Here is a 17,102-nt window from a genome sequence, read left to right as displayed (position 1 = left end):
GGATGACTGTCTTGCCTCTCCTCGCAGAGCGGTAAGACAGCAAGCTCCTCAGTGGATTAAGGAGTGCCGAATTTGGCACTCACATCCTTAAGACTTCACCCACCCCACAAACTGATTCTGGCCGGCCCGATGCTAGCTAGATGAGTCGTGCTCGCTCCCCTAGGCGTGCATGGCTTAGCTATGGCGCCCTAGGTTACTGACTGAATCAAACCAATTTTGTTAAAGGCAGCAATGGAATGAGCACATCAACATCTGGCGCTTGGAGCCCCTTGCGCAATACCACCTTCCGTATGTTGTGGATCGCAACGATCGCTTCCAACATCGGCACTTGGATGCACGAGGTCGGCGCTGGCTGGTTGATGACCACCCTTTCCGCCAGCCCGCTGCACGTTGCACTGATTCAGGTGGCAGGTTCGCTACCTATGTTCTTCTTGGCCCTTCCGGCTGGAGCCGCTGCGGACATTGTCGATAAACGGCGTTACCTCCTTCTCGTGCAACTCTGGATGTCGGCAGTCGCAGTGACACTGGCAAGCCTCACGCTGCTAGGACTGATGAACGTTCCATTGCTCCTGATACTGACTTTAGCCTTGGGCATTGGTACCGCGTTGATGATGCCGGCGTGGAGCGCGCTTACACCTGAGCTTGTCGGAAAGGAAGATCTGTCCAATGCGGTGGCCATCTCAAGTGTCGGCATAAACGTCTCGCGTGCTATCGGCCCTGCCTTGGCAGGTGTTGTGGTGAGCCTGGTCGGCCCGTGGCTGACATTCGCACTCAACGCTGTTTCGTTCGCTGGTGTAATCCTGGTGCTGTTCATGTGGAAGCGCGAGGTGAAAGAGCCGCTGCTGCCTGCTGAGCGCTTCATCGGCGCAATGCGTACAGGTATGCGATTCGCTCGAAGCTCTAAACCGCTGCAAGCTGTACTGATTCGTGCATTGGCCTTTTTCCTGTTTGCGAGTGCCGGCACTTCATTGCTGCCACTGATCGTACGTGGCGAGATGCATGGCACGGCGGCCGACTTCGGCTTGCTTCTTGCTGCAATTGGTATCGGCGCCGTAGGTGGTGCGACGCTGCTGCCTAAACTGCGTGAGCGGGTCAGCCGGGACCGTTTGGTCATGGTTGCGAGCTTGTTGTATGCCGTGTTCCTGCTTGTGCTCGCATCGGTTCGCAATTTCTATGTGCTGATGCCAGCGATGCTGATTAGCGGAGCCGCGTGGATCGCCGTGCTCTCTAACATGCAGGTTGCTGCTCAGACCTCTGTGCCAGCGTGGGTGCGAGCCCGTGCACTGTCGGTATACATCCTGGTCTTCTTCGGTTCTATGGCGGGTGGTGGACTCCTGTGGGGAACCGTAGCCAGCCATGCCTCAATCACTCTGAGTCTGTTGTTAGCTGCTGGCGGTCTTGCTCTGGCAACCCTCGTTACCTGCAAAGTAGCGCTACCCGAAACTGAAGCTGAAGAGCTCGCGCCTTCGCTGCACTGGCCAACTCCATTGATCAGCGATGAGATGGATCAGGAGCGCGGTCCTGTAATGGTGACAGTCGAGTACCACATCGATCCTGCCAAAGCTGAGGCTTTCACCCAGGCTGCTCGTGATCTGGAAGCAATGCGCAAGCGAAACGGTGCATTGTCCTGGGGGTTGATGCAGGACAGCTCGGAGCCGTCGTTGTGGCAGGAATTTTTCTTCGAAGAGTCCTGGCTTGAACACTTGCGTCATCACCATCGGGTTACGCGTGGCGAGTTGAAAATCGAAGCTCAAGTGCGCAAATTCCAGACCGTAGACGTACCCGTGAAAATCCGTCATTTATTGGCTGAAACTCATAAGCATCATCGGTCTAGCGGCCATTAGAACCACGGAGGCTTCCGGCATCGATCCCAACAGTGCCGCTCTGAGTAAACGCTCGCGAGGCCTTTGAACGTCCATCATCAACACTGAGCCTCTAAAGCCTCGCTGGTGATGATGGACTTTCAGTTAGTGAGTGCGAGAAGGCCGAGAAAATGCCCAATGGCACTATGCAGGGTCTTCAATACTTGGCACCCCGTGCCAAGTCCCAAAGCCTAGAAATCGCGCAGAGTTTGGGGCCCAGACAGGAGACAAAATCGACCGTGTCGACCTGATCATCAAATACTCGCTTAATAGGCTGTATGTGTACGGCACTACTTACCGAGGTTGGGGCAGAGGCAAAGAAAGGGGCCATCGAGGCCCCTTCTTATGACATCAAATCACATCACATTAGAAAGCAAAGCATGAACAGCCCAGCGCCCCCCAGAAGCCCTGGAAGTCATTGACCGGCACACTCGATTTGCGCGCCTTGTCATGGCTGTGCGCATGCACCCCGCACGGCCCCGAGCACTGGTGCACGGCTGCTGCCAGCGACGGTGTACCCACGCGCCAGTGACCTGGCACCTTGGCCACAGGCGACCATTCCGGCAGCACTGGCACCTGCGGTGGGCCGAGGCGATCGAACTCGCCGGCACCGTACACAACCTTGCCATCGACAATGGTCAGCACCGACTCGATGCCCTTGATCGCCTCTTCATCAACGCTGAAGAAGTCCAGCGACAAGGCTGCCAGGTCAGCCAGCTGGCCGACCTTGATCTGGCCCTTCTTGCCCTGCTCGCTGGAGAACCAGGCGCTGCCCTGGGTGAACAGCTGCAGCGCGGTCTCGCGGTCCAGGCCTTCCTTGTACAGCTCCATGCCGCCCACGGTCTTGCCGCTGACCAGCCAGTACAGCGAGGTCCACGGGTTGTAGCTGGACACGCGGGTGGCGTCGGTACCGGCACCGACCGGCACACCCATGTCGAGCATGCGCTTGATCGGCGGGGTCTGCTCAGCGGCCTTGGCGCCGTAGCGATCGACGAAGTACTCACCCTGGAAGGCCATGCGGTCCTGGATGGCGATACCGCCGCCCAGCGCACGCACACGCTCGATGTTCTGCGGGGTGATGGTTTCGGCGTGGTCGAAGAACCACGGCAGGCCGTTGAACGGGATGTCGCGGTTGACCTTCTCGAACACGTCGAGCATGCGCGTGATCGATTCGTTGTAGGTGGCGTGCAGGCGGAACGGCCAACGCTGCTCGACCAGGTGGCGTACCACCGGCTCCAGCTCTTCTTCCATGGTCTGCGGCAGGTCCGGGCGCGGCTCGAGGAAGTCCTCGAAGTCGGCGGCGGAGAACACCAGCATTTCGCCGGCGCCGTTGTGGCGCAGGAAGTCGGTGCCGCTGTGCAGCTTGACGCTGGACGTCCACTTCTTGAAGTCGTCCAGCTCTTCCTTGGGCTTCTGGGTGAACAGGTTGTAGGCGATGCGCACGGTCAGCTGGTTGTTGTCGGCCAGCTCCTGGATCACCGAATAGTCATCGGGGAAATTCTGGTAACCGCCGCCGGCGTCGATGGCGCTGGTCAGGCCCAGGCGGTTCAGCTCACGCATGAACTGACGGGTCGAGTTGACCTGATACTCCAGCGGCAGCTTCGGCCCTTTGGCCAGGGTGGCGTAGAGGATCATCGCGTTCGGGCGGGCAATCAGCATGCCGGTCGGGTTGCCGAACTTGTCACGCTGAATCTCGCCACCCGGTGGGTTCGGGGTGCTCTTGTCATAGCCGACAGCCTTGAGCGCAGCGCGGTTGAGCAATGCGCGGTCGTAAAGGTGCAACAGGAACACCGGGGTATCGGGTGCAGCCTGGTTGATTTCTTCCAGGGTTGGCATGCGTTTTTCGGCGAACTGGAATTCGTTCCAGCCACCCACCACGCGCACCCACTGTGGGGTTGGCGTGCGGGCGGCCTGGTCCTTGAGCATGCGCAGGGCATCGGCCACCGACGGCACGCCTTCCCAGCGCAGCTCCAGGTTGTAGTTCAGGCCACCACGGATCAGGTGCAGGTGCGAGTCGTTCAGGCCCGGGATAACCGTGCGCTGCTTGAGGTCGATGATTTGCGTGGTGGCGCCCTTGAGGGCCATGGCCTCGGCGTCGCTGCCCACGGCGAGGAAGCGGCCGTCCTTGATGGCGACGGCGGTCGCGATGGGCTTTTCGCGGTCAACGGTGTGCAACTTGCCGTTGAACAGAATCAGGTCGGCGGTCATGGAACCTCCTAGGGTGGATGCGTGAGCGGAACCGGCCTGGCCGGTGAAGGGCAATGCGGACCAGAGCGCGCCGGCAGCACCGAGCACGGTGCTGGTGGCGAGGAACTGGCGACGGGTCTTGTCGTTGTGATCCTGAGACATATTCAACTCCGTGTGGGTGCGGCGGCGACAGATGTAACCGCAGAGCATGCCAGCTGAAATATGGCCGAGGATTGGACTGATGTGCGGTGGGCCATTGCTCTGATGCCCAACCAGCTGACACAGCAGCGAGTTATCCAAGGCATGATGCAAAACACCAAAGGCGAGGTGACGAATACGTTAACGATTAGATTGCTAATGATCATGCCGCAGAGCTGCTGGGAGCTCGCGAAGAACGAAGAAAGTAGCTTCGGGATGATCATTGTCATCGGGCAGATCACCAGGTAGCCCTGTCAGCGTTGGTAGACTCATTAGCTAGAGAGGCTTTGTAGAAATTTAAACGCTGCAACCTGATTGTCCCTATTTAGGGAACAATATTTCCTTTTTTCGCCTAATTGTCTTGAATCAGCACCGGCTTCAGAATGGCCCCCATACCGCAGACGACGCAACCGGCTAAGCGCGGGACTCATTTAAAACCTAAAGCTTTTGACCATTCTGAAGAGATTACGACCATGTCCAAACGCGAACTGCTGAACCCAACCAACTCCGCTCTGATCCTGATCGACCACCAGCCGCAAATGGCTTTCGGTGTTCAGTCGATCGACCGTCAGACGCTGAAGAACAACACTGTTGGCCTGGCCAAAACCGCCAAGATCTTCAACGTCCCAACCATCTACACCTCGGTCGAAACCGAAAGCTTCAGCGGCTACATCTGGCCGGAGCTGCTGGCGGTGAACCCAGGGGCTCAGCCGATTGAACGCACTTCGATGAACAGCTGGGAAGACGCCAAGCTGGTAGAAGCGGTGAAGGCCACCGGCCGCAAGAAGCTGATCATGGCGGCACTGTGGACCGAGGTCTGCCTGACCTTCCCAGCACTGGAAGCGATGGAAGCCGGCTATGAGGTCTATATCGTCACTGACGCCTCGGGCGGTACTACCCAAGAAGCCCACGACATGTCGGTGCAACGCATGATTCAGGCCGGCGCAATTCCAGTGACCTGGCAGCAAGTTCTGCTCGAGTATCAGCGTGACTGGGCTCACAAGGACACCTACCAGCCGGTCATGGACCTGGTCCGGGAACACAGCGGTGCCTACGGCATGGGCGTCGACTACGCCTACACCATGGTTCACAAAGCCCCCCAACGTAAGGTGTCCTGACCGTTAGACGTGAACCGTCATCCTGAGCCAAGACTGTGCTCAGGATGACGGCTTTACGCTGACTCGTCGCACCCTGCCTTCAGCGATCCGACTACAGTCGAGCCCGAAGAGGTGCCGCCATGAGTCCAGTTGAGAGCCTCGCCGTAGATCACCCGTTGTTGCTGCTCGCCGTGAACATTTTCGGCGATCAAATCGGCTTACCCATACCGTCGTACCCTTCGCTTGTTCTCGCGGGGGCATTCGCCAGTAAGCATGGATCACCTGATCCCGAGCTCGTCGTTTTGATGGCTCTGGTCGTTTGTCTGCTTGCTGACTGCATCTGGTACCTCATGGGCGCCCGATTCGGCGATGCCCTGACTCGCAGGATTTGCCGAGGCTCACCGAAGATGAGTGCTGCTTTTGCTCAAGGGCGTAAAGCCTACCTGCGGTATGGAGCGGTGGTGTTGGTCTTCGCCAAATTCATTCCAGGAGCGGGAGCAGTTTCAACGTTGCTGGCCGGTCAAATGGCCATGCCCAAATCACACTTTGTTGGCTACAGCATTTTGGGTTCACTGCTCTGGTGCAGCAGTGCACTAGCGCTCGGTGCTGGCTTTGGTGGACCGATCTTGTACGCCTTCGACAGCATGAAGGAGTACCTGGTGCTTGGACTGGCAGGAATCGGTGTCGGTGCCTTAACGCTTTTAGCGTTCAAAGCCGTGTTCTCTGCGGTGAAGCAGGCGATGCGGCGTCCGATCATCAAATAGCTGTCAATGGCATCACGTGCGAAACGAGAACAACGATCCATCGCTGTACAGCGATGACTGATCCATGGATTTCTAACATTTAGGAAAGAGGATGCGCGACATGTCTACTCCACAAATTCAACACAGACCAACGTCCTTGGCTGACTTCTCAGTGCCATTCGGTCTGCTCTTTTTACGCGTGTCGGCCGCTCTGCTACTACTGCAAATTCACGGCCTTCCGAAGCTGCTCAACTGGAGCACAGAGCTGCAGCGGATCGAAGATCCATTTGGCTTGGGGGCAACTCTGACACTAGCACTGGCGGTGTTTGCTGAGGTGATCTGTCCGCTGTTACTGATTCTCGGAGTGTTTGCACGGCTTGCTTGCCTGCCTGTGCTCGCGGTTCTCGGGATTGCTCTGGTAATGGTTCATCCAGAATGGACTTTGGAAGAAGCACAGTTCGCTTGGCTGTTCACTGTACTGTACGCGGGACTGGCTATTACTGGTCCAGGAGCCTGGGCCATCAATGTGCCTGTGCTTTTCGCAAAGCGCAGTAATGCATGAAATTCATTTGCACACAAGGAAGCACTGCAATGCGCGGAAAACTCACCATCGTCTTTCTAGCCAGCACCCTTGGTTCGCAGGCATTCGCCGACACGCAAGCCATCACCTACGCCATCGAGAACCCGCTGCGCCCCGGCGCCAAAGCCGCCCATTGCCCTTCACAGGATCAGGTCATTGATGGCTGCACCTTCCACAGCGTGGCCGGCGACACCTACGCGGCCAAGCTTGCAGTGGCTCCCGGAGAAACCTGGGTCGCCAGCACCCCGGACACCGGGACCGTAGAACTCCAACCCCAAGCGCAAAATGACCAGCCCTATCAGGTCATACGAGTCGTGCCAAACCCGGCGGTCAACGCCGACACCACTGTCACTTTCGACAAGCTCACCGGTGCGCCCGGCACTCAGAAAGTCATCGAGCGTCGTCGCATAAACGTAATGATCCATCCAGCCTGACTTACTGTACCAGGCGCTGTCACTGCGGCCTCAACTCCGGCTCATCGCCCGCTACTTGGGTGAGGCAGTGACACCACCTGACAGCTTGATTAAATCAAGGCGTTCGCCCTGATGCATTTCAGTAAGCCAACCCATTTCGGTTGTTGGGCTTCCTAGCAGGCTTACCGACTACCAGCCTGCGCAAAACTCCATATTTGCTAGGAAGTATGGGTAGTTGCATTGATTTGACCTCGTGTTTGCATTCGACTTGACCATGCATTTGCGCATAGGATGTGACCAATCAAGACACGCAGTGACGGAGTTTGGGCCGGCTGCCGCCGTTCACGACTGACGGCTATCGACTCAGACTCGCTCGGCTAACCAGCTGCTTGTTCTGCGCTCACCTAAAGCCCCCACATTGGCGGGGCAAGCAGCTCTCCCAAGTCACTTCTCGGTAGCAATGCATTCCACCCTCAAGAACGGAAAAAGTTCATCCGGGTGACGGCATTCGCTGTTTACTTACAAAATAGCAGCGATGAAGGCATTTGGCTTGGTCGCGGTCGTGGTGAGTACGACATCACCAAGGCGTCGAGGCTTATGGATTTAGAGAAACACCTATCTTCTTTTGACTCGATCGCCCCAGACGGATAATTGAAATGGCGAGACCTGAGTTCACGCTTCTAAATAGTTTAATTCGAACTAAATCGAACAAAGATTCAGAATCAACGTCCTACTGAAAGACATCGCTAACGAGATGCTTTAAGATGTTCCGTCTGTTTCCCTAAATTTGAGGATTTCATATGTCCCGCCTCGCAGAATTCCGTAAGCTTGAGCAAACATTGGCCGCACAGCTGGCCGAACTGGAAGCGATGAAAGGCTCATCAGAGCTTCAAGCAGAAATCGAATTTGAGACCAAATTGCGTGACCTGCTGAACAGATATGGTTTCAGCCTGCGCGACATCGTCAACATCCTGGATCCTCAAGCCAACCGTCGTGCTGTCGCCCCAGCAGTAGCTGAGAAGGCCCCACGTCGCGCTCGCCAAGTTAAGCAGTATAAGAACCCGCACAACGGTGAAATCATCGAGACCAAGGGTGGAAATCACAAGCTGCTCAAAGAGTGGAAAGCCCAGTATGGTGCGGACGTGGTGGAAGGCTGGCTCGCCCAGTAACACGCTCCACTTATGGTTCGCTTAAGCCCCCTTGAGGGGGGCTTTTTCTATGGTGATGCTATGTGGAGTTCCATCTGGGCGATGCATGGTCGCTCCCACCGAAAACCTACCTGCAGGCGCATTTCGTCTGTAATAGCCATGCAGTCGGGCTTTTTCTGGAGACTGTACGTACATACGGCAGCGAGGATGCCTCCATGACAGCCACCAATCTTCCCGTAATGACGACTCAAGAGTGGCGACAGCTCCTCAACGACACCGAAGCATTGCTTCAAGCGCCGAGGAAACATCACCTCGAGCTCCTGCATCAAGCATATCCGCTACCTGACACGCATGCCGCAGATTCAGGAACCTTGGTCGATATGTCGGAACTCGCAGACGAAGCATTGATGTACGCCCACTCTGTCCAACCTGATCAGCAGTGGTAGGCTAAATTCACGCCTTGGTGGCATGGCGTCGTGTCGGGATCGCCATGGCGAAAGGGAGAGATCGTGAAACGAGATCAGAGCAAAGTACTTAAGCCCGATCACCCTCTGTACACCGAGGCCGTCGAAGCACTCAAGTTGTATCACCAAGCCCAGGCTGAAGGGGTCGTTGGAGCGGAGTTGGAGCGCCTTCGGTTAATGGCTGAACATCGTTTCCAGGCGGTCACAGACTACCAGCTGAACGCCCTTGGCGGGCCCGCACAAAAAAGTCATTAATATACGGCCCACGTCAGCTCATCCCCTACATGCAAGCAGCGAAAAACTGCCCTTCATTTGACCAGTGATTTTCTTCGATATTGACCCTCCGCTCGCATGGAAAGAGGCGAAAGCAGTATTCACAATTGACCGCTATCGACCCACAGCGCACCCTCGCAGTAAGCGTCCGGCGAACTCACCTTCCGAACTCCAGCTTTAAGGGCGATGGTGTCCGCGTATTTTTAAGCGGACGCGATAACCCTTATCGCCAGGATCTCCATGCGCCAACGAAGCTCTTATCCGAAGCCTTTCAAAGCCCAGGTCGTTCAGGAATGCCTACAACCTGGCGCGACAGTGTCCAGTGTCGCCATCAGCCACGGCATCAACGCCAATGTCATCCGCAAATGGCTGCCGCTCTATCGAGACCAGTCCGCGACAACTTCGCTACCGGCCTTTGTGCCACTGAAGGTTGCGCCTAAACGGCCAGCTGAAGCGTCAGTGATCATCGAGTTGCCCATGGCCGGGCAAGTGATCACGGTGAAATGGCCAACCTCAGATCCCGAGGGCTGCGCGCAATTTATCCGGGCTGTCGCTCAATGATCCGCATCGATACGATCTGGCTGGCCACCGAGCCGATGGACATGCGCGCTGGTACCGAAACCGCATTAGCCCGAGTGATCGCGGTGTTCGGTGCGGCGAAGCCGCACTGCGCTTATCTGTTCGCCAATCGCCGGGCTAACCGGATGAAAGTGCTGGTGCACGATGGCGTGGGTGTCTGGCTTGCCGCGCGGCGCCTGAATCAAGGCAAGTTTCACTGGCCCGGCATTCGTCATGGTTGCGAGGTCGAACTCGATAGTGAACAACTCCAGGCCTTGGTGCTGGGCTTGCCGTGGCAGCGCGTTGGTGCAGGCGGTGTGATCAGCATGCTGTAACCGCCGTGCATTTGGCCGGTCTACGTGTCGTCGTCACGTGCCTGCTCTGGCACAATCGGCGGCATGACTTCCTCGCCCAACCTCGACCAGATGACCCCGGAACAGCTTCGTGCCTTGGCGGCACAGGCGTTGCAGTTGCAGTCCCAGGTCGAGGCGATGAGCAAGAAGATCCAGAACGATGAAATCCTCATCGAACAGTTCAAGTTCGAAATCGCCCTGCTCAAGCGCCACAAGTTTGCCAAGCGCAGCGAACAAATCAGCCCGGCGCAAGGCAGCTTGCTGGATGACCTGCTCGATACAGACCTTGAAGCTATCGAGGCAGAGCTAAAACAGCTTCTTCCCGCTTCGTCACAGGCCGAATCGCGACAATCGCCCAAGCGTGCGCCATTGCCGCCGCAGTTTCCGCGCACCGTGATTCGTCACGAACCCGAAAACACTCAGTGCGCCTGTGGCTGTCAGCTTCAGCGCATTGGCGAAGATGTCAGCGAGAAGCTGGATTACACGCCGGGCGTGTTTACCGTCGAGCAACATGTGCGTGGCAAATGGGCCTGCCGTCAGTGCGAAACCCTGATTCAGGCGCCGGTTCCGGCGCAAGTTATCGACAAAGGTATCCCGACCGCAGGCCTGCTGGCTCACGTGATGGTGGCCAAGTTTGCCGATCACTTGCCGCTCTACCGGCAGGAGAAAATCTTTGGCCGTGCCGGGCTGGCCATTGCTCGCTCGACCTTGGCCCAGTGGGTCGGGCAAACCGGCGTGCGGCTCCAGCCGTTGGTCGATGCACTGCGTGAAGCGGTGCTGAGCCAAGGCGTAATTCACGCCGATGAAACACCGGTGCAAATGCTTGCGCCAGGCGAGAAGAAAACCCACCGGGCCTATGTATGGGCCTACAGCACGACGCCGTTTTCAGCACTCAACGCGGTGGTGTATGACTTCAGCCCAAGCCGCGCAGGCGAACATGCGCGCAACTTCCTGGACACCTGGAATGGCAAGTTGGTCTGCGATGACTTCGCGGGCTACAAAGCCGGTTTTGAGCAAGGCATTACTGAAATCGGCTGCATGGCTCATGCTCGCCGCAAGTTCTTCGACCTGCATGTCGCGAACAAAAGTCAGCTGGCCGAACAGGCTCTGCACTCGATTAGCGGTTTGTACGAGGTTGAACGCCAGGCTCGGGATATGAGCAACGAAGACCGTTGGCGAATACGTCAGGAAATGGCGGTGCCGATCCTCAAAACACTGCATGACTGGATGTTGGCCCAGCGCGACTTGGTGCCCAACGGATCAGCCACAGCTAAAGCCCTCGATTACAGTTTGAAACGCTGGGTAGCGCTGACGCGCTACCCAGACGATGGGGCTGTGCCCATCGACAACAACCAGGTCGAGAACCAGATACGGCCATGGGCACTCGGGCGCTCGAACTGGCTATTTGCTGGATCGCTGCGCAGCGGTAAGCGGGCTGCGGCCATCATGAGCTTGATCCAATCGGCGCGCATGAACGGGCATGACCCATATGCCTATCTCAAGGATGTGCTGATGCGGCTGCCGACGCAGAAGGCCAGTGAGATTGGACAGTTGCTGCCGCATCAGTGGCAGGCCTAGCTTCAACAAGGTGATATCTGATTGGACAATAGCTCGACAATTCAAGCGATCATTTCGGATGACCCCGTTCGGCGAAGGCTGCTCGAAATAGTACGCTCCCTAAACTTGCCAGACTGCTGGATAGGAGCAGGTTTCGTCCGAAACGCGGTTTGGGATTATCTGCATGGTCGTGACTCATCACCGGTCTCAACAGACGTTGACGTCATCTGGTTTGATGGCGACCGCTGCACACAGAAACAAGATGATGCTCTGGAGGCGCGCCTCAGAGACCTAGATCCGAACGTACTGTGGTCTGTGAAAAACCAAGCGAGAATGCATGTTCAAAACGGCGATGATTCCTATCATTCAGCGACCGATGCAATGCGTTACTGGCCAGAAACGGCCACGGCGGTAGCAGTAAGGCTGCTAGAGAACGGCACATGCGAAATCGCCGCGCCGCTTGGGCTTGATGATCTTTTCGACTTGATCATCCGCCCAGCGGGGAGGTTCGCCACAGAGAAAAATGCTATCTATCAAAAGCGCGTCAAGTCCAAAAGCTGGTTAGAGGTTTGGCCAATGCTCACACTCTTGGAGCTACCTCCCGGCTCTCGCTCGTCAAGATGACTTAACCGGACGCTTACCCCTCGCAAGCATCCACATACGAACAAAAATGCGGTGCCGGCAGCTATGGTGTTCCTACCTAACAGATCGGCTAAAACCGGCATCAGTAGAGAAAAATACTAATTACCGGTGACCGATCTGCGCGATAATAGTATCGACATCGCTGCGCTCAGCCGCGTGTACCACGGCGCCAAAGACGTTGCCTGTGCCGGGATATCATGCTGCCTACTTTGTCCTGCAGTCCAGCATAGGTGGCGCCATCGAGAGTGGCAGTTTGAGCAGGCCGTAAGCGGGCAGGGTCAGCAGATACGCTCAAGCAGTCGGTGACATGTGACCGGTTGATGCAAGTGATGGATGAATTCAACGAATGCGAGAGGAGAATTGAACAATGTGGACCGCCAGTGTACAGCTTCCCCTGACTGGGAGATGAGGAGGAGATGATGTGCCGGTTCAACAATGGAGAGCAATGTATTAAAGTTAACCGATTATCGTGGCCGGGATATTTCATGGACGTTATCTTGGAGGTCGCGGCGTTTTCACGGCAGATCTTCCGCCTATAGGAAAACTGATCGAACTGTTTAGTGCTATGCGTCGGGCTAATTTATCTTTTACTGGTCGTTTAGATTGTGTCATCTCTTTTTTCAAAAATAGGCCTGAACCTATTTCCTATATAGCGATTGAGTTCTGAGTACAATGCTGTCAACTTTCCATCAATAACAAGTATGCTGCGGCGCGAATCTTTAGTCATATATGCGAAGGTTGATATCTGATTCCTAAGGTCGCTAATCATTTCAATGTACTGATCATGAAACTCTGGGGACTCGGCATCATAGAAAAACATGCGGGAACACCGTCTTACTAATAATTCAAGGGTTGACTCAAGCAAGTCCAGCTTCATGTTGAAAGTAGCTTCGTATATATTGGCTTTAGCATGCTCGATTGTGGCATCTTCTTGCCCAAGCGATAGATAAGATTCAAATTGGCGGTGCGTAATCTCCGAAAGTTCCTTGAGGATCGATTGAATGTTATTAGCCTGCTGGTGAGCCTCATTGCGGACGCTCGCAGAAGTTGCAGAGGCAAATGTGGCGACTATCGCAATCACGGCAATGACGAGCGCAAGTTTGTCCATCCTAAGAATCGTCCACTTAATTCAGTTTCGCAGCTGCTTCGTCGATGTATTTGATTATATTTCTTTTGACGCTTTCGTACTTCGAGATCACGATAACGCGCCTTTTTAGCTCAGTCGGACTAAGGATTCTATCCCTTATGATGCCCCCAAAAATCTCCTCAAGGAAGGAAGGCGTGGTGCCTATAGTTTCCGAGAAATCAAGTTTGATTGTTTGGTAATCTGAAAGTGCAGGCACAATAACATTGTCTCTGTAGTCAGCGCCGTTTTTTGGACCGTCGAGAGAGTTTCGTCCGATTGGTGTGTCGGTATATTTTGCTACATTGAATACTTTCTCAGGTTTCATCACTATCACCATTTGTATCGGTCAAGGCAAAGTTCCACTGAATCAAAGTCCCAGGGAACTGATTTTGAAGGCTTACCCAGTTCTCCGCCTTTCCTTTGGACCGGAATCTATACAGGCTCTTACCGGACATGATATGTAGCTGTCCATTTGGATTGATCTCAACAAAACGTTTTACGGCAGGTAAGCCGTTGCCTCTACCTTGAGTTCGATATCTTGAGTTTCCATACTCTAGAGCAGTCTGGATATCAATGCTGTCTGAACTCATCCCTTTTAATCTGGCTAGCACCTCAGCGCTAAGTGATCTATACCACGGCTTCCTTTTTGTGCTTGCGGGTATGCCGACTCCAATATCATATACAGCCATAAATAGCTGGTCATCAACATGCTGAAGAGCAATCCACCACTTCTGAGATTTGATTGCTACCGGCAAAGTGCTATGCTTCTTTTCGATATCAGATGCATATGCATGTTGCCATACATTTGAGAATGATTCAGAAACGGCTTCAAATAAGAGGGCGTCTGTTTCTTCAGTGGGGCTAGTTGGTTCGTAGGAAGAAATTGCGCGTTCAGCGTAACGAATTGCTTCTTTCAGTGGGCGCTTATCGTCATTTTCTTTCTGCTGATGGGATATGGAGCAAATTTTAATTGTGTTTTCCTTCGGGGTGTAATCCCCCCCCAGGAGCTCCCAGAACCCAAGTTGATCAAGCTTTTCATTTATTGTTTCATCCAAGGAGAGGTGCCATCTCATTCTCATTTTTTCGCGCGATTCAATTAGCATCTCTAGATGCGCAAAAAGAATAATGATTGCTGAGATCTTGAATGTTGAAAGGCGACGAAAGTCTAGCAGTATCTTTGCTTCTTTGGGAGTGTCAGTTATCTGGCGTAATAGCTTGTAAAGTTCATAGCGTTTAGTGTCGGAGAATACGCTCAAGTTCTCAGGCAATGGAATAGTATATAAGCCTAACACCGAATTTACGAGATACGGACTGGGTGAGTACTTTGGTCTCGCTAAACTGTGGTATGCACGACGAGACGCATTGCATTGCTTTATCCAGTCTGATTGTCTACGTTTCTTCACTAGATCAATTCCCTTGCACTAGCACGGAAAAATTGCTCAACCGTAATACGGAGACCCTCAATCTTATCTCAAAATGGATCGGATGTCCCCAAAACAGTGGGTAGAGGCACGATGGCGGTCCCATCGTACCGCGCACCCGTAACAGAGGGCCGCTTGGGTCGATTCCAGCCGGTCAAAACGTACCCGTGCGCTGGTCACGTCTGATGCAAATGGCTGGTCAAGTCGAATGCGAACAGGTGGTCCATTGGGGTGCAAACGCTTGGTCAAATCAGATGCAATTTCCCAACCTAGCAGGTAGTAATGCTTCTTCCGACGTCCCTCACTTTCGCGCGGTATAGCGGGATGATATGACTACCGCCTGCTCAATCCGCTGAGCCATTGGCGGCAGTCAAGGTCTCAGTGCGCCAGGCAGCAGCCGAGCCCGAAGCTAACCTGCAGTATAACTGAGCAATCATGAGGCAGAGCTCCAGACGCCTGCCGACTCTAGAGATTCTTGCTTTGCCCGCGACATACCGAGGCATGGCCTTCAATATCTGTCCTGACAGAAAGGCGTGAAGCCGATAGCCTGAGTGACAACCTTGCTCAGGCTAACATCAGCGACTCGGCCCCTATCTGATTTCTATGAAACTATTGCTGTCTCGGAAATCCGAAGTTCCGCAGCGAGGAAATCCAGAAACGCGCGCGTCTTGAGAGGTACTCGACGAGCCGTTGGATAAACGGCATTGATCGAGATTGGAGGTGCCTCCCACTCGTCCAGGACCTGGATCAACCGACCTTCAGCTAAAGCCTTTTCGACAATGAAGAGGGGCAGCAAGGCAATCCCCATGTCAGCCTCAGCTCCCTGCGCAAGCAGATCGCCGTTATTCGCATGCAGAGGCCCCGTCACGTGCACCCGCTGAGTTTCTTTGCCGTTGCTCAACTGCAAACTAGCTCCACTCTGTAGGTAGCCGTAGTTTAGGCATTGGTGACACGCAAGATCTTTAGGGGCTTCTGGTACCCCATGCTGCGCCAAATAGCCTGGCGACGCGACCAACACCCGGGGCGCTGGGGAGAGGTGCCGGGCCACAAGCGACGAGTCCGTCAGACTCGCAATACGAATCGTCACATCGAATCCCCCTTTGATAGGGTCGACTTGCTGATCGCTCAGTACTAGCTGCAGCTCTACCTTGGGATAGAGAGCATGAAACTGAGGCAACAGCGGGCCTAGACGACACAGCCCAAAGGACATTGGTGCGTTCACACGCAATACGCCTTGCACTTCCGCCAAGCCACTTCGTGCTCGCTGCTCCGCTTCCTCAAGCGAAGCTACCACTTCACGACACGCTTCGTAGTACTCGCATCCGGCCTCAGTGAGATGCAAGCTTCGCGTCGTACGGTGCAACAGTTGAACGCCAAGCGCCTCTTCCAGAGCTTGGATTTGCTTACTCACCTTTGAACGTGGCACATGCAGAATCCTAGCCGCCGCAGTAAATCCATTCGCGTCAACGGTGGCGATGAAGGTCCGCATGCATTCAATTCGATCCACGAAATTGTCCCTTATTTTGAATCAATGATTCTTGTTTTTGCCTAATTGTCTTGAATCATCACCAGCTTCAGAATGGCCCCATACCGCTGACAACGCCACCGGCTAAGCGCGGGACCCATTTAAAACCCAAAGCTTTCAACCATTCTGAAGAGATTACGACCATGTCTAAACGCGAACTGCTGAACCCAACCAACTCCGCTCTGATCCTGATCGACCACCAGCCGCAAATGGCTTTCGGTGTTCAGTCGATCGACCGTCAGACGCTGAAGAACAACACTGTTGGCCTGGCCAAAACCGCCAAGATCTTCAACGTCCCAACCATCTACACCTCGGTCGAAACCGAAAGCTTCAGCGGCTACATCTGGCCGGAGCTGCTGGCGGTGAACCCAGGGGCTCAGCCGATTGAACGCACTTCGATGAACAGCTGGGAAGACGCCAAGCTGGTAGAAGCGGTGAAGGCCACCGGCCGCAAGAAGCTGATCATGGCGGCACTGTGGACCGAGGTCTGCCTGACCTTCCCAGCACTGGAAGCGATGGAAGCCGGCTATGAGGTCTATATCGTCACTGACGCCTCGGGCGGTACTACCCAAGAAGCCCACGACATGTCGGTGCAACGCATGATTCAGGCCGGCGCAATTCCAGTGACCTGGCAGCAAGTTCTGCTCGAGTATCAGCGTGACTGGGCTCACAAGGACACCTACCAGCCGGTCATGGACCTGGTCCGGGAACACAGCGGTGCCTACGGCATGGGCGTCGACTACGCCTACACCATGGTGCATAAGGCACCTCAGCGCACCCTTTCCTAATCGTTTCGCAGACATCCCCATCCCAGCTCGTGCAGAATTGCACGGGCTGTTTTCGTTCTCTGCTCGGTATCCCCACCAGTCTCGCACTAACGGCCGATCAGATGCTCTTAAGAGGCGGATATGCTGGACAGGTCCATTTGAGCAAAGGGATTTCAGCGACACGCTTG

General features: G+C 54.9%; 18 protein-coding genes and 1 pseudogene. 13 read left to right on the top strand and 6 right to left on the bottom strand.

What is annotated here, in order from left to right:
• Nucleotides 1-236: 236 nt before the first annotated feature.
• Nucleotides 237-1,844, top strand: coding sequence for an MFS transporter (locus ACFY9W_RS14245; protein WP_391131252.1), 1,608 nt, complete (start codon nt 237-239; stop codon nt 1,842-1,844).
• Between the two features lie 384 nt (nt 1,845-2,228).
• On the opposite strand, the gene ACFY9W_RS14240 is transcribed toward ACFY9W_RS14245, so the two are convergent.
• Both ACFY9W_RS14240 and ACFY9W_RS14235 read right to left on the bottom strand, forming a co-directional pair.
• Nucleotides 2,229-4,211: an amidohydrolase family protein gene (locus ACFY9W_RS14240; RefSeq protein WP_391131250.1), complete on the bottom strand. Its 1,983-nt coding sequence runs from the start codon at nt 4,209-4,211 to the stop codon at nt 2,229-2,231.
• A gap of 107 nt (nt 4,212-4,318) precedes the next feature.
• A pseudogene (locus tag ACFY9W_RS14235) lies at nt 4,319-4,495 on the bottom strand (antibiotic biosynthesis monooxygenase); the annotation flags it as partial.
• A gap of 225 nt (nt 4,496-4,720) precedes the next feature.
• Between ACFY9W_RS14235 and ACFY9W_RS14230 the strand changes: the two are divergent.
• The 11 genes from ACFY9W_RS14230 to ACFY9W_RS14180 all read left to right on the top strand — a co-directional run bounded on the left by ACFY9W_RS14230 (nt 4,721) and on the right by ACFY9W_RS14180 (nt 12,057).
• The gene (locus ACFY9W_RS14230) at nt 4,721-5,365 is read left to right on the top strand and encodes an isochorismatase family protein (RefSeq protein ID WP_391131249.1); all 645 of its coding nucleotides are present in this window, start codon (nt 4,721-4,723) and stop codon (nt 5,363-5,365) included.
• Nucleotides 5,366-5,484: 119 nt separating this feature from the next.
• Nucleotides 5,485-6,108 (top strand): VTT domain-containing protein, encoded by a 624-nt coding sequence (locus tag ACFY9W_RS14225; RefSeq protein ID WP_391131247.1) that lies wholly within the window; start codon nt 5,485-5,487, stop codon nt 6,106-6,108.
• Between the two features lie 100 nt (nt 6,109-6,208).
• Nucleotides 6,209-6,649 (top strand): DoxX family membrane protein, encoded by a 441-nt coding sequence (locus ACFY9W_RS14220; protein WP_391131245.1) that lies wholly within the window; start codon nt 6,209-6,211, stop codon nt 6,647-6,649.
• 29 nt (nt 6,650-6,678) lie between these two features.
• A complete protein-coding gene (locus ACFY9W_RS14215; protein ID WP_391131243.1) occupies nt 6,679-7,101 on the top strand; it encodes a hypothetical protein in 423 nt (140 codons plus the stop codon).
• Nucleotides 7,102-7,880: 779 nt separating this feature from the next.
• Nucleotides 7,881-8,249 carry a histone-like nucleoid-structuring protein, MvaT/MvaU family gene (locus ACFY9W_RS14210; RefSeq protein WP_391131241.1) on the top strand — a complete coding sequence of 123 codons (369 nt, stop codon included), beginning with the start codon at nt 7,881-7,883 and terminating at the stop codon, nt 8,247-8,249.
• A 62-nt stretch (nt 8,250-8,311) separates the two neighbouring features.
• Nucleotides 8,312-8,674, top strand: coding sequence for a hypothetical protein (locus ACFY9W_RS14205; protein WP_391131239.1), 363 nt, complete (start codon nt 8,312-8,314; stop codon nt 8,672-8,674).
• Between the two features lie 63 nt (nt 8,675-8,737).
• Nucleotides 8,738-8,947 carry a hypothetical protein gene (locus ACFY9W_RS14200; RefSeq protein ID WP_391131237.1) on the top strand — a complete coding sequence of 70 codons (210 nt, stop codon included), beginning with the start codon at nt 8,738-8,740 and terminating at the stop codon, nt 8,945-8,947.
• 258 nt (nt 8,948-9,205) lie between these two features.
• Nucleotides 9,206-9,526 (top strand): IS66-like element accessory protein TnpA, encoded by a 321-nt coding sequence (tnpA, locus tag ACFY9W_RS14195; protein WP_391131235.1) that lies wholly within the window; start codon nt 9,206-9,208, stop codon nt 9,524-9,526.
• Nucleotides 9,523-9,858: an IS66 family insertion sequence element accessory protein TnpB gene (gene tnpB, locus ACFY9W_RS14190; RefSeq protein WP_180336131.1), complete on the top strand. Its 336-nt coding sequence runs from the start codon at nt 9,523-9,525 to the stop codon at nt 9,856-9,858. Before tnpA ends, tnpB begins: the two co-directional genes overlap by 4 nt.
• 63 nt (nt 9,859-9,921) lie before the next feature.
• Nucleotides 9,922-11,454 (top strand): IS66 family transposase, encoded by a 1,533-nt coding sequence (gene tnpC, locus ACFY9W_RS14185; RefSeq protein WP_391131232.1) that lies wholly within the window; start codon nt 9,922-9,924, stop codon nt 11,452-11,454.
• 21 nt (nt 11,455-11,475) lie between these two features.
• The gene (locus ACFY9W_RS14180) at nt 11,476-12,057 is read left to right on the top strand and encodes a nucleotidyltransferase family protein (protein ID WP_266025106.1); all 582 of its coding nucleotides are present in this window, start codon (nt 11,476-11,478) and stop codon (nt 12,055-12,057) included.
• 616 nt (nt 12,058-12,673) lie between these two features.
• On the opposite strand, the gene ACFY9W_RS14175 is transcribed toward ACFY9W_RS14180, so the two are convergent.
• From ACFY9W_RS14175 to ACFY9W_RS14160, 4 genes are all read right to left on the bottom strand, one after another.
• Nucleotides 12,674-13,183, bottom strand: a complete 510-nt coding sequence (locus ACFY9W_RS14175) for a hypothetical protein (RefSeq protein ID WP_391131230.1) — start codon at nt 13,181-13,183, stop codon at nt 12,674-12,676.
• A 16-nt stretch (nt 13,184-13,199) separates the two neighbouring features.
• Entirely contained in the window at nt 13,200-13,526 is a 327-nt protein-coding gene (locus tag ACFY9W_RS14170; RefSeq protein ID WP_391131228.1) for an STAS-like domain-containing protein, read from the bottom strand.
• Nucleotides 13,516-14,457 carry a hypothetical protein gene (locus ACFY9W_RS14165; protein WP_391131226.1) on the bottom strand — a complete coding sequence of 314 codons (942 nt, stop codon included), beginning with the start codon at nt 14,455-14,457 and terminating at the stop codon, nt 13,516-13,518. The genes ACFY9W_RS14170 and ACFY9W_RS14165 overlap by 11 nt, the downstream gene beginning before the upstream one ends.
• 766 nt (nt 14,458-15,223) lie before the next feature.
• On the bottom strand, nt 15,224-16,129 hold the full coding sequence (locus ACFY9W_RS14160; RefSeq protein ID WP_391131223.1) for a LysR substrate-binding domain-containing protein: 906 nt from the start codon (nt 16,127-16,129) through the stop codon (nt 15,224-15,226).
• Between the two features lie 161 nt (nt 16,130-16,290).
• Here ACFY9W_RS14160 and ACFY9W_RS14155 point away from each other — a divergent pair, with 161 nt between their 5' ends.
• Nucleotides 16,291-16,935, top strand: coding sequence for an isochorismatase family protein (locus tag ACFY9W_RS14155; protein WP_391131220.1), 645 nt, complete (start codon nt 16,291-16,293; stop codon nt 16,933-16,935).
• Nucleotides 16,936-17,102 lie beyond the last annotated feature (167 nt).

The sequence above is a fragment of the Pseudomonas sp. NPDC008258 genome, assembly GCF_042956345.1.
Classification (GTDB): domain Bacteria; phylum Pseudomonadota; class Gammaproteobacteria; order Pseudomonadales; family Pseudomonadaceae; genus Aquipseudomonas.
Note: the sequence above shows the minus strand (reverse complement) of the source record. Positions and strands in the feature narration are given on the sequence as shown.